The organism is Enterobacter cloacae complex sp. FDA-CDC-AR_0132 (assembly GCF_003010695.1).
Lineage (GTDB): Bacteria > Pseudomonadota > Gammaproteobacteria > Enterobacterales > Enterobacteriaceae > Enterobacter > Enterobacter ludwigii.
Window position 1 is genome coordinate 4899314 of the sequence record NZ_CP027618.1, and the last position, 20057, is coordinate 4919370.

The following is a 20057-nucleotide window of genomic DNA, read 5'->3' on the forward strand; positions in this document are numbered from 1 at the left end:
TAAAAACTAGTCGCCTCGTTAAAGCTTGCTATTAGTTTATAAAATAGTACCAGGAGGGCATATGACATGCTCGTCCACTGTAGCACTATATCCACCCACTGTTCCCGCCTGGAGAAATGCCGATTTACCGATATTCGCTCCCCCAGCAAGATGCACACCCACACCTAAGTGCGCAAAATCACCAAGAGTAGAATCATGATCCACCGTTGAATGACAATTAACTATCGTTCCCTGCCCCAAGACTGAGTTTGCGCCAATAACGGCACCGGCTAAAACTACACTGCCGTTCCCCAAAGTAGCGGAAGGACTCACGAATGTAAAAGGGTGAACGAGCGTTATAGGGGTAATGTTTAAGGAGTAAAGCTGCTGATGGAACAACTCTCTAAGCTTATTGTTGCCAATCCCAATAACAATATATTTGGCAGTGCTCGCATAGAGCTTAAGCTCGGAGGTTTTCCCGATAACACGAATTTCTGCCATATCAGAGCACAATTCATTATCATCGAGGAAGGCAATATTTTCATACCCTAAAAGTTTAGCCGTATCATACAGCGTACGTCCATGACCACCAGCGCCTACAATAATCAGGTCATACATTTATGTGTTCTCTTTATCTTTGACTCCAGCACCACATTTGAAAGCAATAAAAATCAACGGTAACCATGCAATGATTAGGCCTGTGATTCCGTCAATTTTTGCCGAAATGATTAGGTATGCAATGGGGAATAACCAAATGATATTGATTGCGATCGCTGCCAAAGTAACTGGCACATGACTCTTATATTTCCGGGCAAGTATTTGGTAGCAATGGCTTGCATGTGCTTCGTATACCTTTTTTCCCGCGAGTAATCTTCGAAGCAAGGTTGTGGTTGCGTCAACAATGAAAATACCAAGCAGGCAGAGTTCCGCGATCAAAACATGGGGATCTAGCTTAGCAAAATAAAGAATCATCAGGCCAATGGTAATGCCTAAAAATCCACTTCCGGCATCCCCCATAAAGATCCTCGCCACTGGGAAGTTCCAGACAATGAATCCCACCGCAGCCCCAGCGAGCGCCATTGCAATCATCGCCATCGCATCAGAGGAGCCAGAGTAGTGATTGAGCGTTATCAACGCGACGCTGCACAGCGAAAAGGTAATAGCTTGCGCACTTGCAAGACCATTAATGCCATCCATAAAGTTATAGAGATTAAGCATCCACACTAAATAGACGCTTCCGAGAATCATTCCAATCCATGGCAAGGACACGACATAGCCAAACATATCAATTTCAGGGAACGAGTCTAAGAAATAGAGCCCTATTGCTGCAGCTAAAAAATGCATTAGCAGACGCCAACGTGCTGCAATATGGCCATGATCGTCAAGGAAACCAATAACAGCAATCAATACCCCCGGCACGAAGAAACCTAAAAATGTCTCCAGAGAGAGATGGCTGGTGAATACCAGCCAAACTAATGTAGCTAACAATGTTAATACTATAGCTACCCCTCCCCCACGTGGCGTTGGCACACTGTGTGAGCTTCGTTGGTTTGGCTGATCGATCACATTATTCTTGATGGCGTATAATCTTAATCCCCAGGTCAATGCACATGATAAACAGAATGCAAAAACGATAATCTCCAGATACAACATTATTTGTTACCTTCAATAAAATTCTTTGCTGTTTTTACCATCGTTTCTTGCAATGTAACAGGTGGCGTCCACTGAAGTTGCTCTCTTGATTTCTTTGAATCTACTTCCAGATCGCCAAAGAGTTGATCATAGATATTTTTTTTACCTAATACTGAAAGCAATACTTTCAATATACTCTTGGGAAAATAAACCATCCGACCTTTCATCCCCATCCCGGTTGAGAAGGCTTTTATCATTTCTCCGGTCGAAGGATGTTCCTGGTCGGCTAATAGATAGAGCTGATTCTTTGCTTTTTCATTCGTAACACATTCGCTGACAAAGCTGACTACGTTGTCTAAAGAAACCAGAGCACGTTTGTTTTTTACTGATTTAAATGGTAATGGAAGATTTCGAGATACTAGTTTTAATAAGCGTTGAATATTGCCAGGAGCATTTGGACCACAGATCAATGCCGGGCGGACAATGGTTATAGCCATTGCACTCCCTGAAAATGTCTTGAGAAGACTTTCCTCGGCTTCGAGCTTAGATATAGCATAATCGGACGTGGGCTTGGCCGGTGTCAATTCACTGAAAGGCATCCCTGAAGTGGAATTGCCATTAACACCTATTGAACTGATGAAGATGAAATGTTTTATGCCACAGTTTGCAGCGTCATTCGCTAATTTCATTGTCGCATCATGGTTTACACGACGAAATTCGGTCAGCGCATCTTTGGCGTCATCATTAAGGATATGTGCTCTGCCAGCTGTATGAATGACGGTATCACAACCTTGTAAAATTGTGCTCCAATCAGTTTGCGCAGAGATATCTCCAAGGTTGTACATACCCTGCTCGGTATTCTCTTCTCGACGCGTAGTAGATATTACCTGATGACCTGCTGCTCTCAGCGTATTGACTAAAGTAGCACCGAGAAAACCAGTCCCCCCTGTCACTAAAACTTTCATTATCATCCCCTATCAGCTAATTAACTTTTTGCAATAAACGAAATGAACAGCCCTTAACGATTCTGATAATTGAGTGCAATCCAGGATTTATAATTACCGCTTTTAACGTTATCCACCCATTCTTTATTTGCCAAATACCATTCAACAGTTTTACGGATCCCACTTTCGAAGGTCTCCACTGGCTTCCAGCCCAGCTCAATTCCAATTTTCTCAGCGTCAATGGCGTAGCGACGGTCATGGCCCGGACGGTCAGCAACATACGTAATCTGATCGCGATAAGAGCCCTCTTTTGGCATAATCTCATCCAGCAGATCGCAAATAGTATGTACGACCTCCAGGTTCTGCTTCTCGTTATGGCCACCTATATTATAGGTCTCTCCCGGTTTCCCCTGGGTGACAACGGTGTAGAGTGCACGCGCATGATCTTCTACATACAGCCAGTCACGAATCTGATCGCCCTTGCCGTAAATAGGCAGTGCTTTACCGTCCAGCGCATTCAGGATGACCAGCGGGATCAGCTTTTCCGGGAAGTGGTATGGGCCGTAGTTGTTTGAACAGTTGGTGACAATGGTCGGGAAACCGTAGGTACGCAGCCAGGCGCGAACCAGATGGTCGCTGGATGCTTTCGACGCTGAATATGGGCTGCTAGGTGCATACGCGGTAGTTTCCGTAAAGAGTGGCAGCTCAGTTAATGCCGGATGCTCATCAGGATGCGGTAAATCACCATACACTTCGTCGGTAGAGATGTGATGGAAACGAAACGCTTTCTTCGCCTGCTCATCCAACATTGACCAGTACGCGCGAGCGGCTTCCAGCAGCACATAAGTGCCGACGATATTCGTTTCAATAAACGCGGCCGGGCCGGTAATTGAACGATCGACGTGACTTTCAGCAGCCAGATGCATTACCGCATCAGGTTTATGCTTTGCGAAGATACGTTCCAAGGCGTCTTTGTCGCAAATGTCCGCATGTTCAAAAGCATATCGTTCGCTGTCACTGACTTCACTAAGCGACTCAAGGTTGCCGGCATAAGTCAGCTTATCCACATTGACGACGACGTCCTGGGTATTCTTAATAATATGTCGTACAACCGCTGAGCCGATAAAGCCGGCTCCACCCGTCACAAGAATTTTCACGTTATCTATTCCGCCTGTTGGAAATGTCTGGATACTGGCGCTCTGAAATCCGATCGTTTATTAACGCTTTCAGAAATTAAGCACGCTACCGCCCCTGGCTTGACAGCTACCAGTGCACTGAGCGATGTTTGATTAAATGATTTTTCTTGTCTGGATACAGACAAAAAACTGGCGTTAATTGTCGTCCTAAATGGCATCAGAAACAAGCACAAATCGTTACAAATTCGTCGAGATTTAAATCAGATAACTCTCTGTTATCACTGAAATTAATAACAAAAAGCGGTAGCCCGCATTCTGGTTATGTTACAACACCAAAATACCGACTACCGCTTATATAAAGTGAAAAGATGTGAATCAGTCGTTAGCCAGCAACTTCTCAATCCGGCTTCTGAACTTCTGACCTTCCTTCAGGTTACGCAGGCCATACTTCACAAATGCCTGCATATAGCCCAGTTTCTTACCGCAGTCGTAGCTGTCACCGGTCATCAGCATCGCATCAACAGACTGCTTCTTAGCCAGTTCAGCAATCGCATCGGTCAGCTGGATACGGCCCCAGGCACCCGGCTCGGTTTTTTCCAGCTCGGCCCAGATATCCGCGTTGAGAACATAACGGCCAACGGCCATCAGGTCAGAATCCAGCGTCTGCGGCTGATCCGGTTTCTCGATAAACTCAACGATACGGCTCACCTGCCCTTCCGTCTCCAGCGCTTCTTTAGTCTGGATAACAGAGTACTCGGAGAGATCGCCTTTCATGCGCTTAGCAAGTACCTGGCTACGGCCCGTTTCGTTGAAGCGCGCCACCATTGCCGCCAGGTTGTAACGCAGCGGATCGGCAGATGCGCTGTCGATAATGATATCCGGCAGTACAACGATGAACGGGTTGTCACCCACGACCGGGCGCGCGCAAAGAATGGAGTGGCCCAGACCCAGCGGCTGCGCCTGACGCACGTTCATGATGGTTACGCCAGGAGGACAGATAGACTGCACTTCAGCCAGCAGCTGGCGTTTTACGCGCTGCTCAAGCAACGCTTCGAGTTCGTAAGAGGTGTCGAAGTGGTTTTCTACCGCATTCTTGGAGGAGTGCGTAACCAGGACGATTTCTTTGATCCCTGCAGCAACAATTTCATCGACAATGTATTGAATCATCGGTTTGTCGACAATCGGCAGCATCTCTTTAGGAATGGCTTTTGTGGCTGGCAACATATGCATGCCCAGGCCTGCTACCGGAATGACTGCTTTCAAATTAATCATTATTTCTTCCACCTTAAAATGGTTGACGAATTATAGCTCTTTAACCTGTTTTCGCCAGCATGATTTGCCGTGATTCTTATATGATGTTAGGGGACCACATCACAAAAAACAGTAGTTGTAATCTGAATAGATCGCGTTTCTGTGCCAGGAATAGTCGCAAAAAAAGACAATTGTCGATTATCTGTGCGGGAGCGCAAAATTCAGCCGCTCCGTATTCACCACCTGCTGGTCCACGCGGTCAATATCCACGGAGCTCTGCCCTTTCTCATTCACAGCCTTGATGTTCGCCAGCGACAGTAGGGTCTCATCTTTAGCCATAAACTTGCCTCGCACATCCTTACGCAGGTCGAAATTCATCTTCAGCGCCGGGCCGACGGCAGCTTCCTGCATCACGTTGATATTACGCAAGAAGAGGTGCTGCGGTTTGTTGTGCAACTCAAGCGTAGCCCGCTGCATCTCAACGTTGGTGATGGCCACAAAGGAGGTGGCGTTGCCGGAGGAAATTTGTATTCCGCGCAGTTTGTACGCAAGCTGGCGATTATCCAGGCGAATGTCGTTCAGCTTAAAGTTCTGAGGTATCGAGAGATAGTCGCCCTTTATTACACCGTAGCCGATCAGCATGCCGGCACTATTGACCATATCGACATTATCAATAATGAAATTATCACAGCCATAAATGGCTACCGTGGCGTTGTCTATTCCCGCCTTCTTGCTGAAGTCAGGAGTGATATTCTTGGCCTTAATATTGCGAATAATAAAGTGCTTACCGTTTTCGACGTGGACTAACTGACGACAGTTGCTGCCGGTGATATTTGCCACCACGAAGTTCTTCACGGTTTGCTTTTCCGGATAATCGTTGTCGTAGGTGCTGCCGGCGAGACCAATGCCGATGCCCCAGTTGATCTTGCCGTTCGTACAGTTAATGTTGTCAATCACATGATCGGAGATCAGGATGTTACGGTCATTAATGGCGACGTTCCACTCAATCGCGTCGCCCTGGAGATGGCTGAATTTACTGTTGGTGATGCGCGCGCCATCTATCTGATTATGGAATCCCTGGCGCAGGATGGCGTAGTTCGCCTGGCTTACGCTGATGTTATCAATCAGCAGGTTGCGCATGACGCGCGGCTTTTTGCCGCCAATGTAGATCTGCGTCACCGGTCCAAAGCCGCTCATTGCCAGCCCTTTAATCACACAGTCTGAACCGCGAATGTCCAGCGTAATGTTCTCCGTGCGACCGTCACCTTCACCAATCACTTTACTGCCTTCCTGCAGCACGAAGCGTCCGCGACCATTTCCCGTTAACGCACCGCGGATCAACAGCGTTTTACCGTCAGGAATGAAAATGCCCGTATTGATGTTTTTACAGGTGAGCCCGGCAGGGACAACAACGGTGTCGCCTTCGTTAAATGCCTGCTTAAAGGCGGCGATCCAGTCGTTGTTGTTGTACTGGTTAACAGAGACCGTCTTTCCGGTTGCCGCCCGCGCAATGCGGGACGACAGCAGCGGCGTAGCCGCCAGGACGGATAAAGAAGAGACAAAGGTGCGTCGGGTAATCTTTTTCAGCATACAACCTCGGCGTTACAACGTTTGCAGCAGGCTCGCTAACTGGCGATTAATCACCTGCTGGTTAAAATCTGCTTCAACTTTTTGTCGGGCGTTGTGGATAACGGGCTCCAGCGCCTGTTGGTCGATGCCGCTAAATTCGGCTAAACGATCCGCAAGGGCCATCGCATTATTCTCCGGTACCAGCCAGCCGGAGTAATCAGACTTGATTAACTCCGGGATCCCGCTGTGCAGGGTCGACACCACCGGAATACCGACGGCCATCGCCTCCATTAACGCAACCGGGATCCCCTCCATATCGCCATCGGCGCCGGTGACGGAAGGCAGCAGGAATACATCCGCCTCATCCAGCATGGCCTTCACCTCGTGGCTTGGCTTAAAGCCCGGCATCTCCACATAATCTTCCAGCTGATACTGTTCGATAAGCGTGCGAAGACGACGCTCCCACGGGCCAATACCGAGAATGCGATAGCGGAAATCCACGCCGCGCGCTCGCAGCTGGCGGCAGGCTTCGATGGCCACGTGCAGACCTTTTTTCTCCGTCAGACGCGCAACAGAGATTATCTGCAGCGGTTTTCCCGGTACCTTGACCGGGCGGCGGGTAAAGCGCTCTAAATCCACGCCCATACGCGAAACGGTGATTTTTTCCTGCGGACAGCCCATGTTTTTCAGACGCCCGGCCCACAGGTCGCTGATGGGCAGCATCATGTCGCCACGGCGGAAAAGCTGCTGATACTCCGGCGTGTAGTGGTTCAATACCTCGCGGCTGGAGATGTCGATACCGTGGAAGATGGTCGCAATCTTACCGTCAATCACCCCCAGCTCACGCAGTTTGGCGGCGGTCACGCCCGCCGGGCCAAAGTGAGCAATAAACACATCGGCGCGGTACGGCTGCGCCGTTTGACCACAAATGGCAGACAGGATCAGGTTGCGAGATTCCGCGCCATAGCGGGAAACATTCAGCGCGCGCCAGGTCGACGCACGATGGATCCCGCGTAAGGTCTGGCTGGCCCGGTGGCGCAGCTTATTTACTCTTCCTGAGGGCTCGTCCTGCAGCCAGCGGGTTTTCGCCTCCAGCCCATACTGCGTATACGCCGCATGGGTATTTTGTGTATCGCCCTTTTGCAGGGCGATGATCTCCACGTCGTATCCCATATCGATAAACGCGGTGATTTGGTTCAGCACAAAGGTTTCAGACGACAGCGGAAATTTCAGTAAGAAGAAACCAACCTTCATTTCCCCTCCCGGACGCGGTCGAGCACCGATTTCACCATCCCAATTCCCTTCTCGCGCTCGGCTTTCACCGCGACGGCCAGGCGTTCATTGATGGCAGGCAATTGCCCCAGGGTATCGCCCACCATCGCGCCAAGCGAACCATCCAGCAGATGACGAATATCAACGGCCATTTCAGGCATGCCAAGCTGCTGCATAATGCCGGCTGACTTGTGCTCGTAGTTAATCGCAATGGCCGGCGTGCCAAAGTTCATCGAAATGATCGCCGAGTGCAGACGCGTGCCCACGGTGAGGTCACAGGCTGAGAGCAATTTGCCCATCTCGAGGTCGTTCAGTTCGTCCATCACCACGTGATAACGGGACGGATCGTTTACCAGGTTGCGCAGGTTCAGCGCCACCATGCGGTCATCTTTGTTATAGCTGTCGATGCCGGTACAGGTTGAAAGCGCCAGCACCTGGTATCCGCTGTCCAGCACACGGTTAACCACGTCAGCAAACGCTTTCTCATACGCCGCCTGGGTGGTGCCTAAACGTTTATCAAACGGTGCAAGTTCGCGCAGGGTGATGGCGACCGTTTTCTGTTTCGCCGCCACGTCCAGCCAGTGCTGCACTGCGTAGCTCGCCTGGAAACTGTCGTCCTGATGATCCACCAGCCAGGCGGTGTCCACCCCGTGTTCCACTTTCGAAGTGTCAATCTCGCTGCGTTTCATCATATCGAGGCTTACCGACTCACGCAGGATCAGGGCATCGCAGTGGCCGAAGACATAGTTTGCCAGCTGGTTAAACTGCGGATCCTGGAACGGCCCGACGCTGTGACCAATCATAAACAGCGGTTTTTTCGCCATGAATGTGCAGAGTGCGTGCTCAAACTGCGGCACACCGTAAAGATCGACGAAGAACGATCCTCCGACCTGAATAATGGCGTCGTAGCCCGACAGCAGTCGAACGAAATCCGTGAAGCCCTGAGCAATGGCGATGTTACGCAGCTTGCCGGTATCAGTTACACGGGACAGCAACACCTGATGCTGATAGCGACGGCGCAGAACTTTCTTCACGCGTCCCATCACGCCGGCAGCGTTGTTGTGCTGCTTCATCTGGCTGTATAGCGGGTCGCCCATTACCGGGCGGTTCAATAACCAGGAAGAGCTGACCGGATAACGGCTCATCACGTCCACTTCAGTCTCAGGCTTAAGGGTGTTAATCGCATCCAATAAACCGCGCAGAATGGCGCTGTCGCCACGGTTGCCGCAGGTATGGTTGCCAAGAATAAGTAATTTCATAATGGCCTCTTAAATAACTAGCCTGCGCGAAGCAGCGTTTTCATTTTTTCGTTACGGCAAAACTGGCGCTTCATCTCAACCACCAGCGCATTACGTGACAGCACAATCATCACGCCAAACGCCAGTGCACCTGCTGCGACCTGTATTGCCAGCATGGCCGCGAGCGGCAGATGGCCAGTGAGCACGATGCCCAGTCCATAGCTCACCGCAAGGGTAGGCAGTGACAGATAAAACGGCAGCCACAGGCTCAGAATGTACTGCCGGTAGCTGGAGCCCAGCACCGGCTTGATCATCACGAAGTAGCTCAGAACGGTGTTGATGATCTGCACCAGCAGAAAACCAAGCGTGACCCCAATGGCGCCGGCCATATGCCCACCGACGATAATCGCCGGAATAAACAGGAACGTTTTAAACACGTTGAATTTGAAGCTGATATCAACCCGCGCTTTAGCCATCAGCAGTGAGCCAATCGGGTTGCCAACGGATCGCAGCAGCCCCACCACGCACAGTAACTGCAGGATCGGGATAATGCTGTTCCACTTCTCGCCAAACACCAGCGGCACGAAGTTGCTCGAGACCACCATCAGCCCCAGCAAAACCGGGAAATTGATAATGCCCACCACAGAGAGCAGCTTGTAAAAATTGACGCGCAGCTTCTCGGTGTCATCCTGAATTTTGGCGAACGCCGGGAACAGTACGCGGGTGATAATCGGGTTGAGCTTCATTGGTGGTACTACCGCAACGTTGTACGCCAGGTTGTACCCGCCCGCGACGCTCGCCCCGAGGATGCGTGCCAGCACCAGCGTGGAGAGGTTAGTGTTGACATAGTTGATGATGCTGTCGGCGGTGAGCCACGCGCCAAAACGCAGGTTGGATGACACCGAAGCGAGAGAGAAATGCAGCCCAGGACGGTAAATCTTGCGACCAAAGTAGCCGAACAGCAGCGTACGCACGGCAGAGTTAACCAGATACCCGAGGATAGCGGTCATGGCCAGCGGCCAGAAATGGGCGCTGACCACGGTAAAGGTAAACCCTGCGAGAACGGCGCTGGTCTCGATCATCCCAATCTTGTTGAATTCCAGCTCTTTCTGCATCAGCGCGCGGAACTGTTGCCCGTGCGGGATCACCACAAAAGCAAACGAGAGCGTACGCATCAGCGGTGCCAGATCGGGGTTGTGCAGCACGCTGGCGATGATATCGCTCAACAGGAACACCAGCACGAAAACGAACACCCCCAACCCAACGTTCAGCCAGTAGAGCGTGGTCAGTTCCAGATGGCTGATCTCTTTGCGCTGGATAATCGAGTTAGCAATGCCGAAGTCAGACAACGTATCGGCCAGCGCGATAATCACCAGCGAGACGGTCAGCAGACCGAACTGGTGGTTATCGATAATGCGCGCCAGCACCGTCATCTGCACCAGGCCGAGGCCAATGATGACAATGGTCGCCATCGCTGACCATTTGGCGCCGCTGATGGTTTTTTCACGTAAGCTCATCTTAGTACGCCGCTTTGTTCACGAAACCTTTGAAGATGGTCAGAAAGACGATCTTGATATCGAACCAGAGGCTCCATTCACGGATGTACTCCAGGTCGAATTCGATGCGTTTTTCCATTTTTTCCAGCGTGTCGGTCTCGCCACGCCAGCCGTTGATCTGCGCCCAGCCGGTAATGCCTGGCTTCACTTTATGGCGCAACATGTAGCCTTCAATCAGCGAGCGGTATTGTTCGTTGTGAGCCACGGCATGGGGACGGGGTCCGACAATCGACATGCCACCGGTAAAGACGTTGATAAACTGCGGCAGCTCATCCAGCGAGGTACGGCGCAGGAAGTTCCCCACCCGCGTAACGCGTGGATCGTTCTGCGTCGCCTGGGTCACGACCTTGTCGTTCTCCATCACCTTCATTGAGCGGAATTTCCACACCATGATGGGCTTACCGTCCATGCCGTAGCGGGTCTGACGGAAGATAACCGGGCCCGGAGAGCTCAGCTTCACCGCCAGGGCAATGCAGCACAGCACCGGGGAGATCAGCAGTAAGATCAGTGAAGAGAGCACGATATCTTCCAGGCGCTTGAGCACGCGATTGATACCCGACAGCGGGGTGTCATACAGCGGCACGACCGGCACGCCGTTCACTTCTTCAATACGGGAATGGAGGATGTTAAAGGTAAAGACGTCCGGGATCAGGATCACCGAACAGGTGGTATCGGCCAGTTCACGCATCAGTTTCTTAATGCGGGATTCATCTTTCATCTGCATCGCGATGTAGACGTTATGAATTTTGCCGGCTTTGGCGTCCTCAATAAGCTGTTCGTAATTACCGGCCCAGTCTGAAGGCACGCCGCCAGGCTTCGCGTCGTGATAAATCCCGACCACTTCAAAACCTAACCATGGCTCTTTGCGGAAGCTATCGAGAAGCACCTTCCCTACCGGCAAATCCCCCGCCACGGCGACAAAGCGACGGTTATAACCGCGGTTACGCAGCCAGCCGGCACCAAAACGGATCAGGGTGCGGCATACCACCATGCCGACGCTGGTAATCAGGTACCAGCACAGATACGTCACCAGGCGATTATCAAAATCATGGCTGAATGCCACCAGCCCTGCGCTGAAGATCAGGCTTAATGTCCAGTTCTGCAGCAACAGCATCAGTTCGGTGGTCATTTTCACACCACGCCACGAACGGTAGAAGTCGGTCATCCCCCCGATCATCTGGAACACAACCAGCGCAATCAGCGCCATGAGCAGATGCATGTAGAAGAAGGATTGCCCGCTTACCCAACTCACCACCCATAATCCGCCGACCATGATGGTGATATCAGAAAAACGCTGCACCATGGAGATTAACGATGCATTCGTTCTCGCTCGTTCGCGTTTTTTTAGATTCGTCATCGTTGTTCCTTTAGTTCAACACCTGCCCCCTCACCCCACATCAGGGTGAGGGGGAAAGCTATTTACTGATTCAACAGCGCCAGAATGTCCTTCGTTCGCGCTTCCATCAGCGCTGTATCCGCGCGGGATTCCACGTTCAGGCGCACCACCGGCTCGGTATTTGAAGAGCGCAGGTTAAAACGCCACTGCGGGAACGCCATGCTGATGCCGTCGGTACGGTCAATTTCCAGCGCATGGAGGGCAAAATGCTGCTCCACGCGGGCAATGGCCTCGGCCGGCTGCGCCAGTTTGCTGTTGATTTCGCCACTTGCCGGGAAGGCCGCCATGCGGTCGCGTACCAGCTCGCCAAGGGTCTGCCCTTTCAGACACAGCAGCTCGGTCACCAGCAGCCACGGGATCATCCCGCTGTCGCAGTAGGCAAAATCACGGAAATAGTGGTGGGCGCTCATCTCGCCGCCATAAATGGCGTCTTCTTCGCGCATACGCTCTTTGATGAAAGCATGACCGGTTTTGGACATCACCGGCTGGCCGCCCGCGGCGTTCACCACATCCACGGTGTTCCAGGACAGACGCGGATCGTGAATGATCTTCGCGCCCGGGTTCTTCTCGAGGAACGCTTCCGCCAGCAGGCCGACAATGTAGTAGCCTTCGATGAACTGGCCTTTTTCGTCGAACAGGAAGCAGCGGTCGAAATCGCCGTCAAAGGCGATACCCATATCGGCACCGTGTTCGATGACCGCGTTACGGGTGTCGTCGCGGCACTCCGGCAGCAGCGGGTTCGGGATACCGTTCGGGAAGTTGCCGTCCGGGGTGTTATGGACCTTAACGAAGGTTACCGGCACGTTCAGGGCCTTAAAGCGGGCTTCGAGCGCATCCACCACCGGGCCGGCCGCGCCGTTACCGGAGTTGATCACCAGCTTCAACGGTTTCAGGTTTGCAACGTTGATGTAACCCAGCAGGTGGTCGATGTACGCTTTACGCAGGTCGATCTGCTTATAGCTGCCGCGTTTTGCTTCATTCACCGGCGGGAAATCGTTAGCTTCGGCGAGACGCTGCACGTCACGCAGACCGGTATCGCCGCTGATAGGACGCGCGCCCTTGCGCACCAGCTTCATACCGTTGTAGTCCATCGGGTTATGGCTGGCCGTCACTTCGATACCGCCGTCCACGCCGAGGTGGAAGGTGGCAAAGTAAATCTCTTCGGTGCCGGACAAGCCGATATCCAGCACGTCCACTCCCGCATCCTGCAGCCCTTTTGCCAGCGCCAGCTTCAGGGACTCACTGGTCAGGCGCACATCGCCGCCCAGGACAATCGTTTGTGGCTTAAGATATTCGCCGTATGCGCGGCCAATGCGCCACGCAATGTCTTCATTCAGCTCTTCGCCCAGCTTGCCGCGAATATCGTAGGCTTTAAAACAGGTTAATTTTTCCATGATGACCCCTTTTTCAGGCAACAGTTGGCCCGCCCGATTAACAGGCAAATTTGTTTTTATTCATTCGCAGGCCGGATGCGCGAAACGCTATCCGGCTTTAGAGACGGCGCTATACCCGCCCGTAACGGTCCTGGAAACGGACAATATCGTCTTCTTCCAGGTACGAACCGGAGCGCACTTCAATTAAGTCGAGAGGAATTTTCCCCGGGTTTTCCAGGCAGTGCGTGGCTCCCAGCGGAATATAGATTGACTCGTTTTCGCCCAGCAGTTTCACTTCGCCATCAATCGTGACTTTGGCGGTACCCGCCACCACGACCCAGTGCTCGGCACGGTGGTGGTGCATCTGTACCGACAGCCCCTCACCCGGTTTCACGGTGATGCGTTTCACCTGGTAACGTTCACCGGCATCGATGGAGTCATATTTGCCCCACGGACGATACACTTCGCGGTGGATATGGTGTTCATGGCGACCATCGGCCTTGATCTTCTCCACCACTTTTTTAACGTCCTGCACGGCATTACGGTCAGCAATCAGCACGGCGTCTTTCGTCTGTACGACCACCAGATCCTTCACGCCAACAGTGGTCACCAGACCGGACTCGGCGTAGACATAGCTGTTTTCCGTTTTGTGGCTGATAACATCACCGTGGTGGACGTTACCCTCCGGGGTATGGGCGCTGATCTCCCACAGGGAGGACCAGGAGCCAACATCACTCCAGCCCGCATCCATCGGTACCACAACGGCATCGGCCGTGCGTTCCATTACCGCATAGTCAATTGACTCTTCCGGGCAGGCGAGGAAAGACGCTTCGTCAACACGGATAAAATCGAGATCCGGATCCACTACCGCCATCGCTTTCTCGCAGGCGTCCAGAATATCCGGGCGATATTTGCGCAGCTCTTCCAGGTAACGGCCAGCGCGGAACAGGAACATCCCGCTGTTCCAGTAATATTCACCGCTGGCCACATACGCCTGCGCGGTTTCCAGATTCGGTTTTTCGACAAACTGCGCCACGTCAAACGCTACGCTGTCGCCTTCGCCCGGGGTCACATTGCCACGACGAATATACCCGTAGCCGGTTTCCGGCAGGTCAGGCACGATGCCGAAAGTCACCAGTTTGCCGTTTTCGGCGTAAGGAATAGCCGCGCGTACCGCCTCGCGGAACGACTCTTCCTGTTGAATAACATGGTCTGCCGCCAGAACCAGCATCAGCGGATCGCAATCCGGGCTGCTGCGTTTGGCCGCCAGCGCTGCCAGCGCAATCGCGGGGGCGGTGTTACGTCCGGCAGGCTCCAGAATGATATTTTCTGTGAGTTTGTTCAGCTGGCGCAGCTGCTCGGCGACAATAAAGCGGTGTTGTTCGTTACAAATCACCACCGGGCTTTCACACTCCACACCCTGCAGGCGGTTAACCGTCGTCTGCAGCATGGTGAGCTCCCCTTTCAGGCAGAGGAACTGTTTTGGATAGAGCACGCGGGACAGCGGCCACAACCGGCTACCAGAGCCACCTGCCATCACAACCGGATACAAAGTGGTTTGACTCATGATTTATCCCCGTATATCTGCAATAAATTGGCTCAGCACGTTCTCTTTCTCGAGCGTGCGTTCGGCATATTCACGTGCCACCGTGTTCGTTTTTGGCATGGCAAGTGCCCGTTCAATGCCAGTGACCAGCGCCGGGACCGATTCCGGTTCCACGCAAACGGCGATCCCCGGATAGCTGTCGCACAGCTGGCCTAATTCTGTTTCGGCTTCCGCCGTGATCACCGCGTTACCGCCCACTGCCAGAATGTTGGTCAGCTTGGACGGCAGCACCGCGTCTGCCGCGCCGCGCTTTTGTACTACCAGATGGCAGTCGCCCATCTTCAGCAACGCAGGCAGTGCCTCGTAAGACTGAAGCGGGAAAAATTTCACGTTCGTCAGGCCGCGGTCATTGGCCATTTTTTCCAGTCGCGCTTTTCCGCCGCCCTGCCCGACGATGACAAACATCCAGGGTTGATGGCTCAGTTGCTGTGCGGCGTCGATGACGCTCTCAAGCCCCTGCTTCTCGCCGATGTTGCCTGAGTAAAGAATGATTTTTTGGTCGTCAGGCAAACCGAGCTGAGCGCGTAGCGCCTGCGCGTCACTGTCTGTCACGTCGCGAAAACGCGCCACTTCAGACCAGTTAGGGAAAAAGATCACTTTTTCCGCCGGTACGCCCTTCTCCTGCGCTTTGTTCATCATTGAGCGCGAGATGGTCGAGACATAATCCACGTTATGCAGGCCGCTGCGCTCGAAGGCGCTGGCGAGTTTCGCCACCTTCCCGCTCTTACCTTTGCCGGCCATTCCCAGGCCGAGCATGGCGTCCACTTCATAATCCTGAATGTGAAGCAGCGTGCGCGCGCCGGAGAGTTTGCCCAGCAGGCGCATACCTGGGGTGCAGAACAGCGTTGGCACCACACCGATAATGCGATCCGGCTTCCAGCGACGTTGCGCCATCAGCGGGAAGAAACTGCTCAGGGCAAAGCTGCCCAGATGAAGTAACCGCTTCAGCGTTGAGGGCTGTTTCGGCACGTACAGCGGGCAACGCCAGACGGTCGCGGCACCCTCTTCGCGACGGTAGCGCCAGCCTGAATAGCGCTCACCTACTTTCCATTCCGGGTAGTATGGCGGCGCGGTAATGACCCGCACGTCATGTCCCTGGCTCGCCATCCACTCGACCATTTCGCCGGTGTATTTACCGATGCCGGTTAACTCCGGCGAATAGTTGATTCCGTACACCAGAATTTTCATAAGCCCGGCACTCCGGACTGACGATCGGCCAGGAAATAGGCACGACTGTTGTCATGCACATTGTCACTGGCCAGCAACGCCTCTGGCGTCTGCCAGCGGTAGTCGTCATGCTGAGAATCAGGCAGACGCAGGTCTGCCTCACTCACCTTCAGGCGAAAACCGAGCACCACATAGTGCGTGGTGAAACCGGTGCCCGAAAAGTTATCGTCATAGAAGTGCTGCCAGACCCCGTAAAACTGGCCTGCCGCCATCGGCAGTTGCAGGCCCAGTTCCGCCAGAGTGAGACGCTCAAAAGCATTTTCCAGCGTCTCATCCTTCTGCACGCGCCCGCCGGGCACGAACCAAAAGCCCTGTGCAGGACGGTTGGTTCGTTTTCCCAGCAAGAACTCGCCGCGTTCGTTTTCCACCACCAAATCAATTGAGATGAGCGGAGTGGAACGCACTACCGTGGCAAAATCTTCCTGACTTAAAAACATCATTACCCCCGGAAGCGGTGCTGGTTTTCAAGGAACCACTGGTAGGTGCTTGCCAGCCCCTGCTCCAGTGATACCTCGTGATACCAGCCCAGCTGATGCAGACGGGTCACGTCCAGCAGTTTGCGCGGCGTGCCGTCCGGTTTGGTGGCGTCAAAGACCACGCGGCCTTTGTAACCCACCACCTGCGCGATGGTTTGCGCCAGCTCACGAATGGTGCAATCCACGCCAGTACCGACGTTAATGTGCGACAGCATCGGTTCGGTGTTTTCCTGCCACACCTCACGATCCAGCTCCATTACGTGGATGCTGGCAGCCGCCATATCATCCACATGCAGGAATTCACGCATTGGCGTACCGCTGCCCCACACCACCACATCCGGTGCATTTTCGGCCGTTGCCTCGTGGAAACGACGCAGCAGCGCCGGGATCACGTGCGAATTGCTCGGGTGGAAGTTGTCATGCGGTCCGTACAGGTTGGTCGGCATCACCGAACGATAGTCGCGGTTATACTGACGGTTGTAGGATTCGCACAGCTTGATCCCGGCAATCTTGGCAATCGCATACGGCTCGTTGGTTGCTTCCAGCGTACCCTGCAGCAGTTCGCTCTCGGCGATCGGCTGCTTCGCCATTTTCGGGTAGATACAGGATGAGCCGAGGAACAACAGCTTATTCACGTTGTGCAGATGCGCTGCGTGAATGATGTTGCTCTCAATCATCATGTTCTCGTAGATGAAATCCGCCGGATACGTGTTGTTGGCAACAATGCCGCCCACTTTCGCCGCCGCCAGATACACCTGGTCAATACGTTCACTGGCGAAGAAGTCCTGTACCGCTTTGCTGTCGAGCAGGTTCAGCTCGTCACGGGTACGGACAATCACATCGACATCACCGCGCTGTTCAAGCTGGCGAACAATCGCGGAACCCACCATTCCGCGATGACCCGCGACAAAAATACGTTGTTTTGTCATTCTCAGGACTCCAGCGCGATGGCAACCTCGTAGCCATGTGACTTGAGCAGGGAGTGTTTTTTCGCTGCTTCAAGATCTTTGGCAACCATCTCGGAAACCATCTCCTGCAGAGTCGTTTCTGGTTTCCAGCCCAGTGTTTCGTGTGCTTTGGTTGGGTCGCCCAGCAGGGTTTCCACTTCAGCAGGACGGAAGTAACGTGGGTCAACCTGTACAATCACGTCGCCCGGTTTCACGCCCGGTGCGTCATGGCCCGTTACGGAAACCACGATGCCTTTCTCTTCCACGCCGGTACCTTCGAAGCGCAGTTTGATACCCAGCTGAGCGGCAGCCATCTCAACGAACTGACGTACGGAGTACTGCACGCCGGTTGCGATAACGAAGTCTTCTGGTTTTTCCTGCTGCAGCATCATCCACTGCATTTTTACGTAGTCTTTGGCATGGCCCCAGTCACGCAGGGAATCCATGTTGCCGAGGTGCAGGCAAGATTCCAGACCCTGTGCGATGTTAGCGATAGCGCGGGTGATTTTACGGGTAACGAAAGTTTCACCACGACGTGGGGATTCGTGGTTGAACAGAATGCCGTTACAGGCATACATGCCGTAGGATTCACGGTAGTTCACGGTGATCCAGTACGCGTACAGTTTCGCCACGGCGTACGGAGAACGTGGATAGAACGGGGTCGTCTCTTTCTGAGGAATTTCCTGCACCAGACCGTACAGCTCAGAGGTGGATGCCTGGTAGAAACGGGTTTTCTTCTCAAGGCCGAGGAAGCGAATCGCTTCCAGCAGACGCAGCGTACCCATTGCGTCAACGTCAGCGGTGTATTCCGGAGATTCAAAGGAGACCGCAACGTGGCTCATCGCGCCCAGGTTGTACACTTCATCCGGCTGCACTTCCTGCAGAATACGGGTCAGGTTGGAAGTATCGGTCAGGTCGCCGTAGTGCAGATGGAATTTCGGGTTCGCCGCATGAGGATCCTGGTAAATGTGATCCACACGTTCGGTGTTGAATGAAGAAGCACGACGCTTAATACCGTGTACTTCATAACCTTTTTCCAGCAGCAGTTCTGCCAGGTAAGAACCATCCTGTCCGGTAACGCCGGTGATGAGAGCGACTTTAGACATGTTTATATTCCTCTACTTATGAATTTAATCAGTTTCAACGCGTTCGCGTATCACCACTGCGGGGTTGCCACGGCAAATTTTATTTGCCGGTAGCGATTTAAAAACGCTGCTGCGGGCACCGACTACCGTGCCATCGCCAACAGAAACACCAGGTGCAACAAAAACATCTGTCGCCAGCCAGCATTTTTCGCCAATCACAATCGGAGTGGCGGTAATATCAAAATGCTGACTCATAAAATCGTGACTGCCGGTGCACAAATAACACTTCTGTGAAACCACTGAATTTGCGCCAATCGTAATATCGCCAAGGGTATATAACACCGCGTCATCCCCTACCCACGCATAATCCCCAAGCGTTAATTTCCACGGGTAGGTAATTTTTACCGACGGGCGAATGACTACGTTTTTTCCTATTTTTGCGCCAAACAGACGCAATAAAAAAGCTCGCCAGCGGTACAGTATTTGCGGTGACCAGGCAAATAAGGTGGCCTGTACGGCCCACCACAACTGCACTTTAATACCGCTCCCGCCCCGAAAGCCTTTCGGCACGGAGAAACCTTTAAGATCCTGCATTACGTTTCCTTATATTCAGGCTTTGTTATATAAGGTTTTCGTTTTACCGGTGGTACGCAGACGTAATAAATAAGATAATTCCGCCCAGAACCCCGGCACGCCTAATATTTTACGCTGCACATTTCTGGCATCCTGGCACAGTTCCAGATTATTAGACGTTGACACACCGCCCATTGAAAATTCAGATACCAGCCCTTTAATTCGACGGAACGGGTAACCTGATTTATACAGGCTGGCGGTCAGCGCATAATCTGAAGAAACTTTATACTGCAGATCGTAAGGCTGTTTTTTCAGACCTTTTACCGGAAAGAAAATGGCCTGATGGCTGGCAGGCAAACTGTGGTAGATATACCAGCCGGGTTTCGCACTGCGGCAAACTTTATGGCCATCGCCAAAATCGAGCAGCGCGTCGCCAATGTACATCGCATCCTCTTTCTGGCGCGCCAGCTGACGGGCAAATAACGCCACATCCTCATGGAATACGTCACCGGAATTCAGGAAGATGGCATAACGGCCCTGCGCCATGTCGATGCCTTTATTCATCGCATCGTAGATGCCTTTATCTTTCTCGCTGATGAAACGTAAGTTGAACTCACCGTTGAGTTTTTCCAGAAACTCCGCCGTACCATCGTTCGAGCCGCCATCGACCACAATCCACTCAAAGGTGAGGCTTGGATCGCGCGCCAGGTTGCGCAGCGAGCGCCAGGTTTTTACCACCCCTTCGTAATTACGAAAAGCGACAGTAATGACGCTAAGAAACATAAATCACCTCATTT

Annotated in this window: 18 protein-coding genes; all 18 read right to left on the minus strand. The window is 52.7% G+C overall.

Features of this window, described 5'->3' with window-relative positions; all coding sequences use genetic code 11:
• Window positions 1–36: 36 nt before the first annotated feature.
• Window positions 37–597, minus strand: coding sequence for a PglD-related sugar-binding protein (locus tag AM379_RS23760; protein ID WP_032678522.1), 561 nt, complete (start codon window positions 595–597; stop codon window positions 37–39).
• Entirely contained in the window at window positions 598–1632 is a 1035-nt protein-coding gene (locus tag AM379_RS23765; protein WP_032678523.1) for an MraY family glycosyltransferase, read from the minus strand.
• The gene (locus AM379_RS23770; protein WP_032678524.1) at window positions 1632–2576 is read right to left on the minus strand and encodes an NAD-dependent epimerase/dehydratase family protein; all 945 of its coding nucleotides are present in this window, start codon (window positions 2574–2576) and stop codon (window positions 1632–1634) included. The genes AM379_RS23765 and AM379_RS23770 overlap by 1 nt, the downstream gene beginning before the upstream one ends.
• A 53-nt stretch (window positions 2577–2629) precedes the next feature.
• Window positions 2630–3712, minus strand: a complete 1083-nt coding sequence (gene rfbB / locus AM379_RS23775; protein WP_032678525.1) for a dTDP-glucose 4,6-dehydratase — start codon at window positions 3710–3712, stop codon at window positions 2630–2632.
• A 354-nt stretch (window positions 3713–4066) separates the two neighbouring features.
• Window positions 4067–4963, minus strand: coding sequence for a GalU regulator GalF (gene galF / locus AM379_RS23780; RefSeq protein WP_032678526.1), 897 nt, complete (start codon window positions 4961–4963; stop codon window positions 4067–4069).
• 177 nt (window positions 4964–5140) lie between these two features.
• Window positions 5141–6532, minus strand: a complete 1392-nt coding sequence (wcaM, locus tag AM379_RS23785; protein WP_025203690.1) for a colanic acid biosynthesis protein WcaM — start codon at window positions 6530–6532, stop codon at window positions 5141–5143.
• A 12-nt stretch (window positions 6533–6544) separates the two neighbouring features.
• The gene (gene wcaL, locus AM379_RS23790) at window positions 6545–7765 is read right to left on the minus strand and encodes a colanic acid biosynthesis glycosyltransferase WcaL (protein ID WP_014170810.1); all 1221 of its coding nucleotides are present in this window, start codon (window positions 7763–7765) and stop codon (window positions 6545–6547) included.
• Window positions 7762–9042: a colanic acid biosynthesis pyruvyl transferase WcaK gene (gene wcaK, locus AM379_RS23795; RefSeq protein WP_024908095.1), complete on the minus strand. Its 1281-nt coding sequence runs from the start codon at window positions 9040–9042 to the stop codon at window positions 7762–7764. The genes wcaL and wcaK overlap by 4 nt, the downstream gene beginning before the upstream one ends.
• A gap of 17 nt (window positions 9043–9059) precedes the next feature.
• Window positions 9060–10538, minus strand: coding sequence for a colanic acid undecaprenyl disphosphate flippase WzxC (wzxC, locus tag AM379_RS23800; protein ID WP_073396119.1), 1479 nt, complete (start codon window positions 10536–10538; stop codon window positions 9060–9062).
• 1 nt (window position 10539) lies between these two features.
• The gene (wcaJ, locus tag AM379_RS23805) at window positions 10540–11934 is read right to left on the minus strand and encodes an undecaprenyl-phosphate glucose phosphotransferase (protein WP_014170813.1); all 1395 of its coding nucleotides are present in this window, start codon (window positions 11932–11934) and stop codon (window positions 10540–10542) included.
• Between the two features lie 62 nt (window positions 11935–11996).
• Window positions 11997–13367, minus strand: coding sequence for a colanic acid biosynthesis phosphomannomutase CpsG (gene cpsG / locus AM379_RS23810; protein ID WP_032680630.1), 1371 nt, complete (start codon window positions 13365–13367; stop codon window positions 11997–11999).
• A gap of 109 nt (window positions 13368–13476) precedes the next feature.
• On the minus strand, window positions 13477–14913 hold the full coding sequence (cpsB, locus tag AM379_RS23815; protein ID WP_014170815.1) for a mannose-1-phosphate guanyltransferase: 1437 nt from the start codon (window positions 14911–14913) through the stop codon (window positions 13477–13479).
• 3 nt (window positions 14914–14916) lie between these two features.
• Window positions 14917–16140, minus strand: coding sequence for a colanic acid biosynthesis fucosyltransferase WcaI (wcaI, locus tag AM379_RS23820; protein ID WP_032678531.1), 1224 nt, complete (start codon window positions 16138–16140; stop codon window positions 14917–14919).
• Window positions 16137–16616 carry a GDP-mannose mannosyl hydrolase gene (locus AM379_RS23825; protein ID WP_072126435.1) on the minus strand — a complete coding sequence of 160 codons (480 nt, stop codon included), beginning with the start codon at window positions 16614–16616 and terminating at the stop codon, window positions 16137–16139. The genes wcaI and AM379_RS23825 overlap by 4 nt, the downstream gene beginning before the upstream one ends.
• 2 nt (window positions 16617–16618) lie before the next feature.
• Window positions 16619–17584 (minus strand): GDP-L-fucose synthase, encoded by a 966-nt coding sequence (fcl, locus tag AM379_RS23830; protein ID WP_014170818.1) that lies wholly within the window; start codon window positions 17582–17584, stop codon window positions 16619–16621.
• Window positions 17585–17586: 2 nt separating this feature from the next.
• On the minus strand, window positions 17587–18708 hold the full coding sequence (gene gmd / locus AM379_RS23835) for a GDP-mannose 4,6-dehydratase (protein ID WP_014170819.1): 1122 nt from the start codon (window positions 18706–18708) through the stop codon (window positions 17587–17589).
• A 24-nt stretch (window positions 18709–18732) separates the two neighbouring features.
• Window positions 18733–19281: a colanic acid biosynthesis acetyltransferase WcaF gene (wcaF, locus tag AM379_RS23840; RefSeq protein ID WP_020883264.1), complete on the minus strand. Its 549-nt coding sequence runs from the start codon at window positions 19279–19281 to the stop codon at window positions 18733–18735.
• Between the two features lie 15 nt (window positions 19282–19296).
• Window positions 19297–20043 carry a colanic acid biosynthesis glycosyltransferase WcaE gene (gene wcaE / locus AM379_RS23845; protein WP_014170821.1) on the minus strand — a complete coding sequence of 249 codons (747 nt, stop codon included), beginning with the start codon at window positions 20041–20043 and terminating at the stop codon, window positions 19297–19299.
• Window positions 20044–20057 lie beyond the last annotated feature (14 nt).

What these genes read in the sequence shown, in the direction of transcription:
- AM379_RS23765 (WP_032678523.1), bottom strand. Translation starts at nt 1,632, where the DNA reads ATGTTGTATCTGGAGATTATCGTTTTTGCATTCTGTTTATCATGTGCA.
- wcaM (WP_025203690.1), bottom strand. Translation starts at nt 6,532, where the DNA reads ATGCTGAAAAAGATTACCCGACGCACCTTTGTCTCTTCTTTATCCGTC.
- gmd (WP_014170819.1), bottom strand. Translation starts at nt 18,708, where the DNA reads ATGTCTAAAGTCGCTCTCATCACCGGCGTTACCGGACAGGATGGTTCT.
- cpsB (WP_014170815.1), bottom strand. Translation starts at nt 14,913, where the DNA reads ATGAGTCAAACCACTTTGTATCCGGTTGTGATGGCAGGTGGCTCTGGT.
- wzxC (WP_073396119.1), bottom strand. Translation starts at nt 10,538, where the DNA reads ATGAGCTTACGTGAAAAAACCATCAGCGGCGCCAAATGGTCAGCGATG.
- AM379_RS23760 (WP_032678522.1), bottom strand. Translation starts at nt 597, where the DNA reads ATGTATGACCTGATTATTGTAGGCGCTGGTGGTCATGGACGTACGCTG.
- wcaI (WP_032678531.1), bottom strand. Translation starts at nt 16,140, where the DNA reads ATGAAAATTCTGGTGTACGGAATCAACTATTCGCCGGAGTTAACCGGC.
- wcaF (WP_020883264.1), bottom strand. Translation starts at nt 19,281, where the DNA reads ATGCAGGATCTTAAAGGTTTCTCCGTGCCGAAAGGCTTTCGGGGCGGG.
- cpsG (WP_032680630.1), bottom strand. Translation starts at nt 13,367, where the DNA reads ATGGAAAAATTAACCTGTTTTAAAGCCTACGATATTCGCGGCAAGCTG.
- AM379_RS23770 (WP_032678524.1), bottom strand. Translation starts at nt 2,576, where the DNA reads ATGAAAGTTTTAGTGACAGGGGGGACTGGTTTTCTCGGTGCTACTTTA.
- galF (WP_032678526.1), bottom strand. Translation starts at nt 4,963, where the DNA reads ATGATTAATTTGAAAGCAGTCATTCCGGTAGCAGGCCTGGGCATGCAT.
- AM379_RS23825 (WP_072126435.1), bottom strand. Translation starts at nt 16,616, where the DNA reads ATGTTTTTAAGTCAGGAAGATTTTGCCACGGTAGTGCGTTCCACTCCG.
- wcaJ (WP_014170813.1), bottom strand. Translation starts at nt 11,934, where the DNA reads ATGACGAATCTAAAAAAACGCGAACGAGCGAGAACGAATGCATCGTTA.
- wcaL (WP_014170810.1), bottom strand. Translation starts at nt 7,765, where the DNA reads ATGAAGGTTGGTTTCTTCTTACTGAAATTTCCGCTGTCGTCTGAAACC.
- wcaE (WP_014170821.1), bottom strand. Translation starts at nt 20,043, where the DNA reads ATGTTTCTTAGCGTCATTACTGTCGCTTTTCGTAATTACGAAGGGGTG.
- fcl (WP_014170818.1), bottom strand. Translation starts at nt 17,584, where the DNA reads ATGACAAAACAACGTATTTTTGTCGCGGGTCATCGCGGAATGGTGGGT.
- wcaK (WP_024908095.1), bottom strand. Translation starts at nt 9,042, where the DNA reads ATGAAATTACTTATTCTTGGCAACCATACCTGCGGCAACCGTGGCGAC.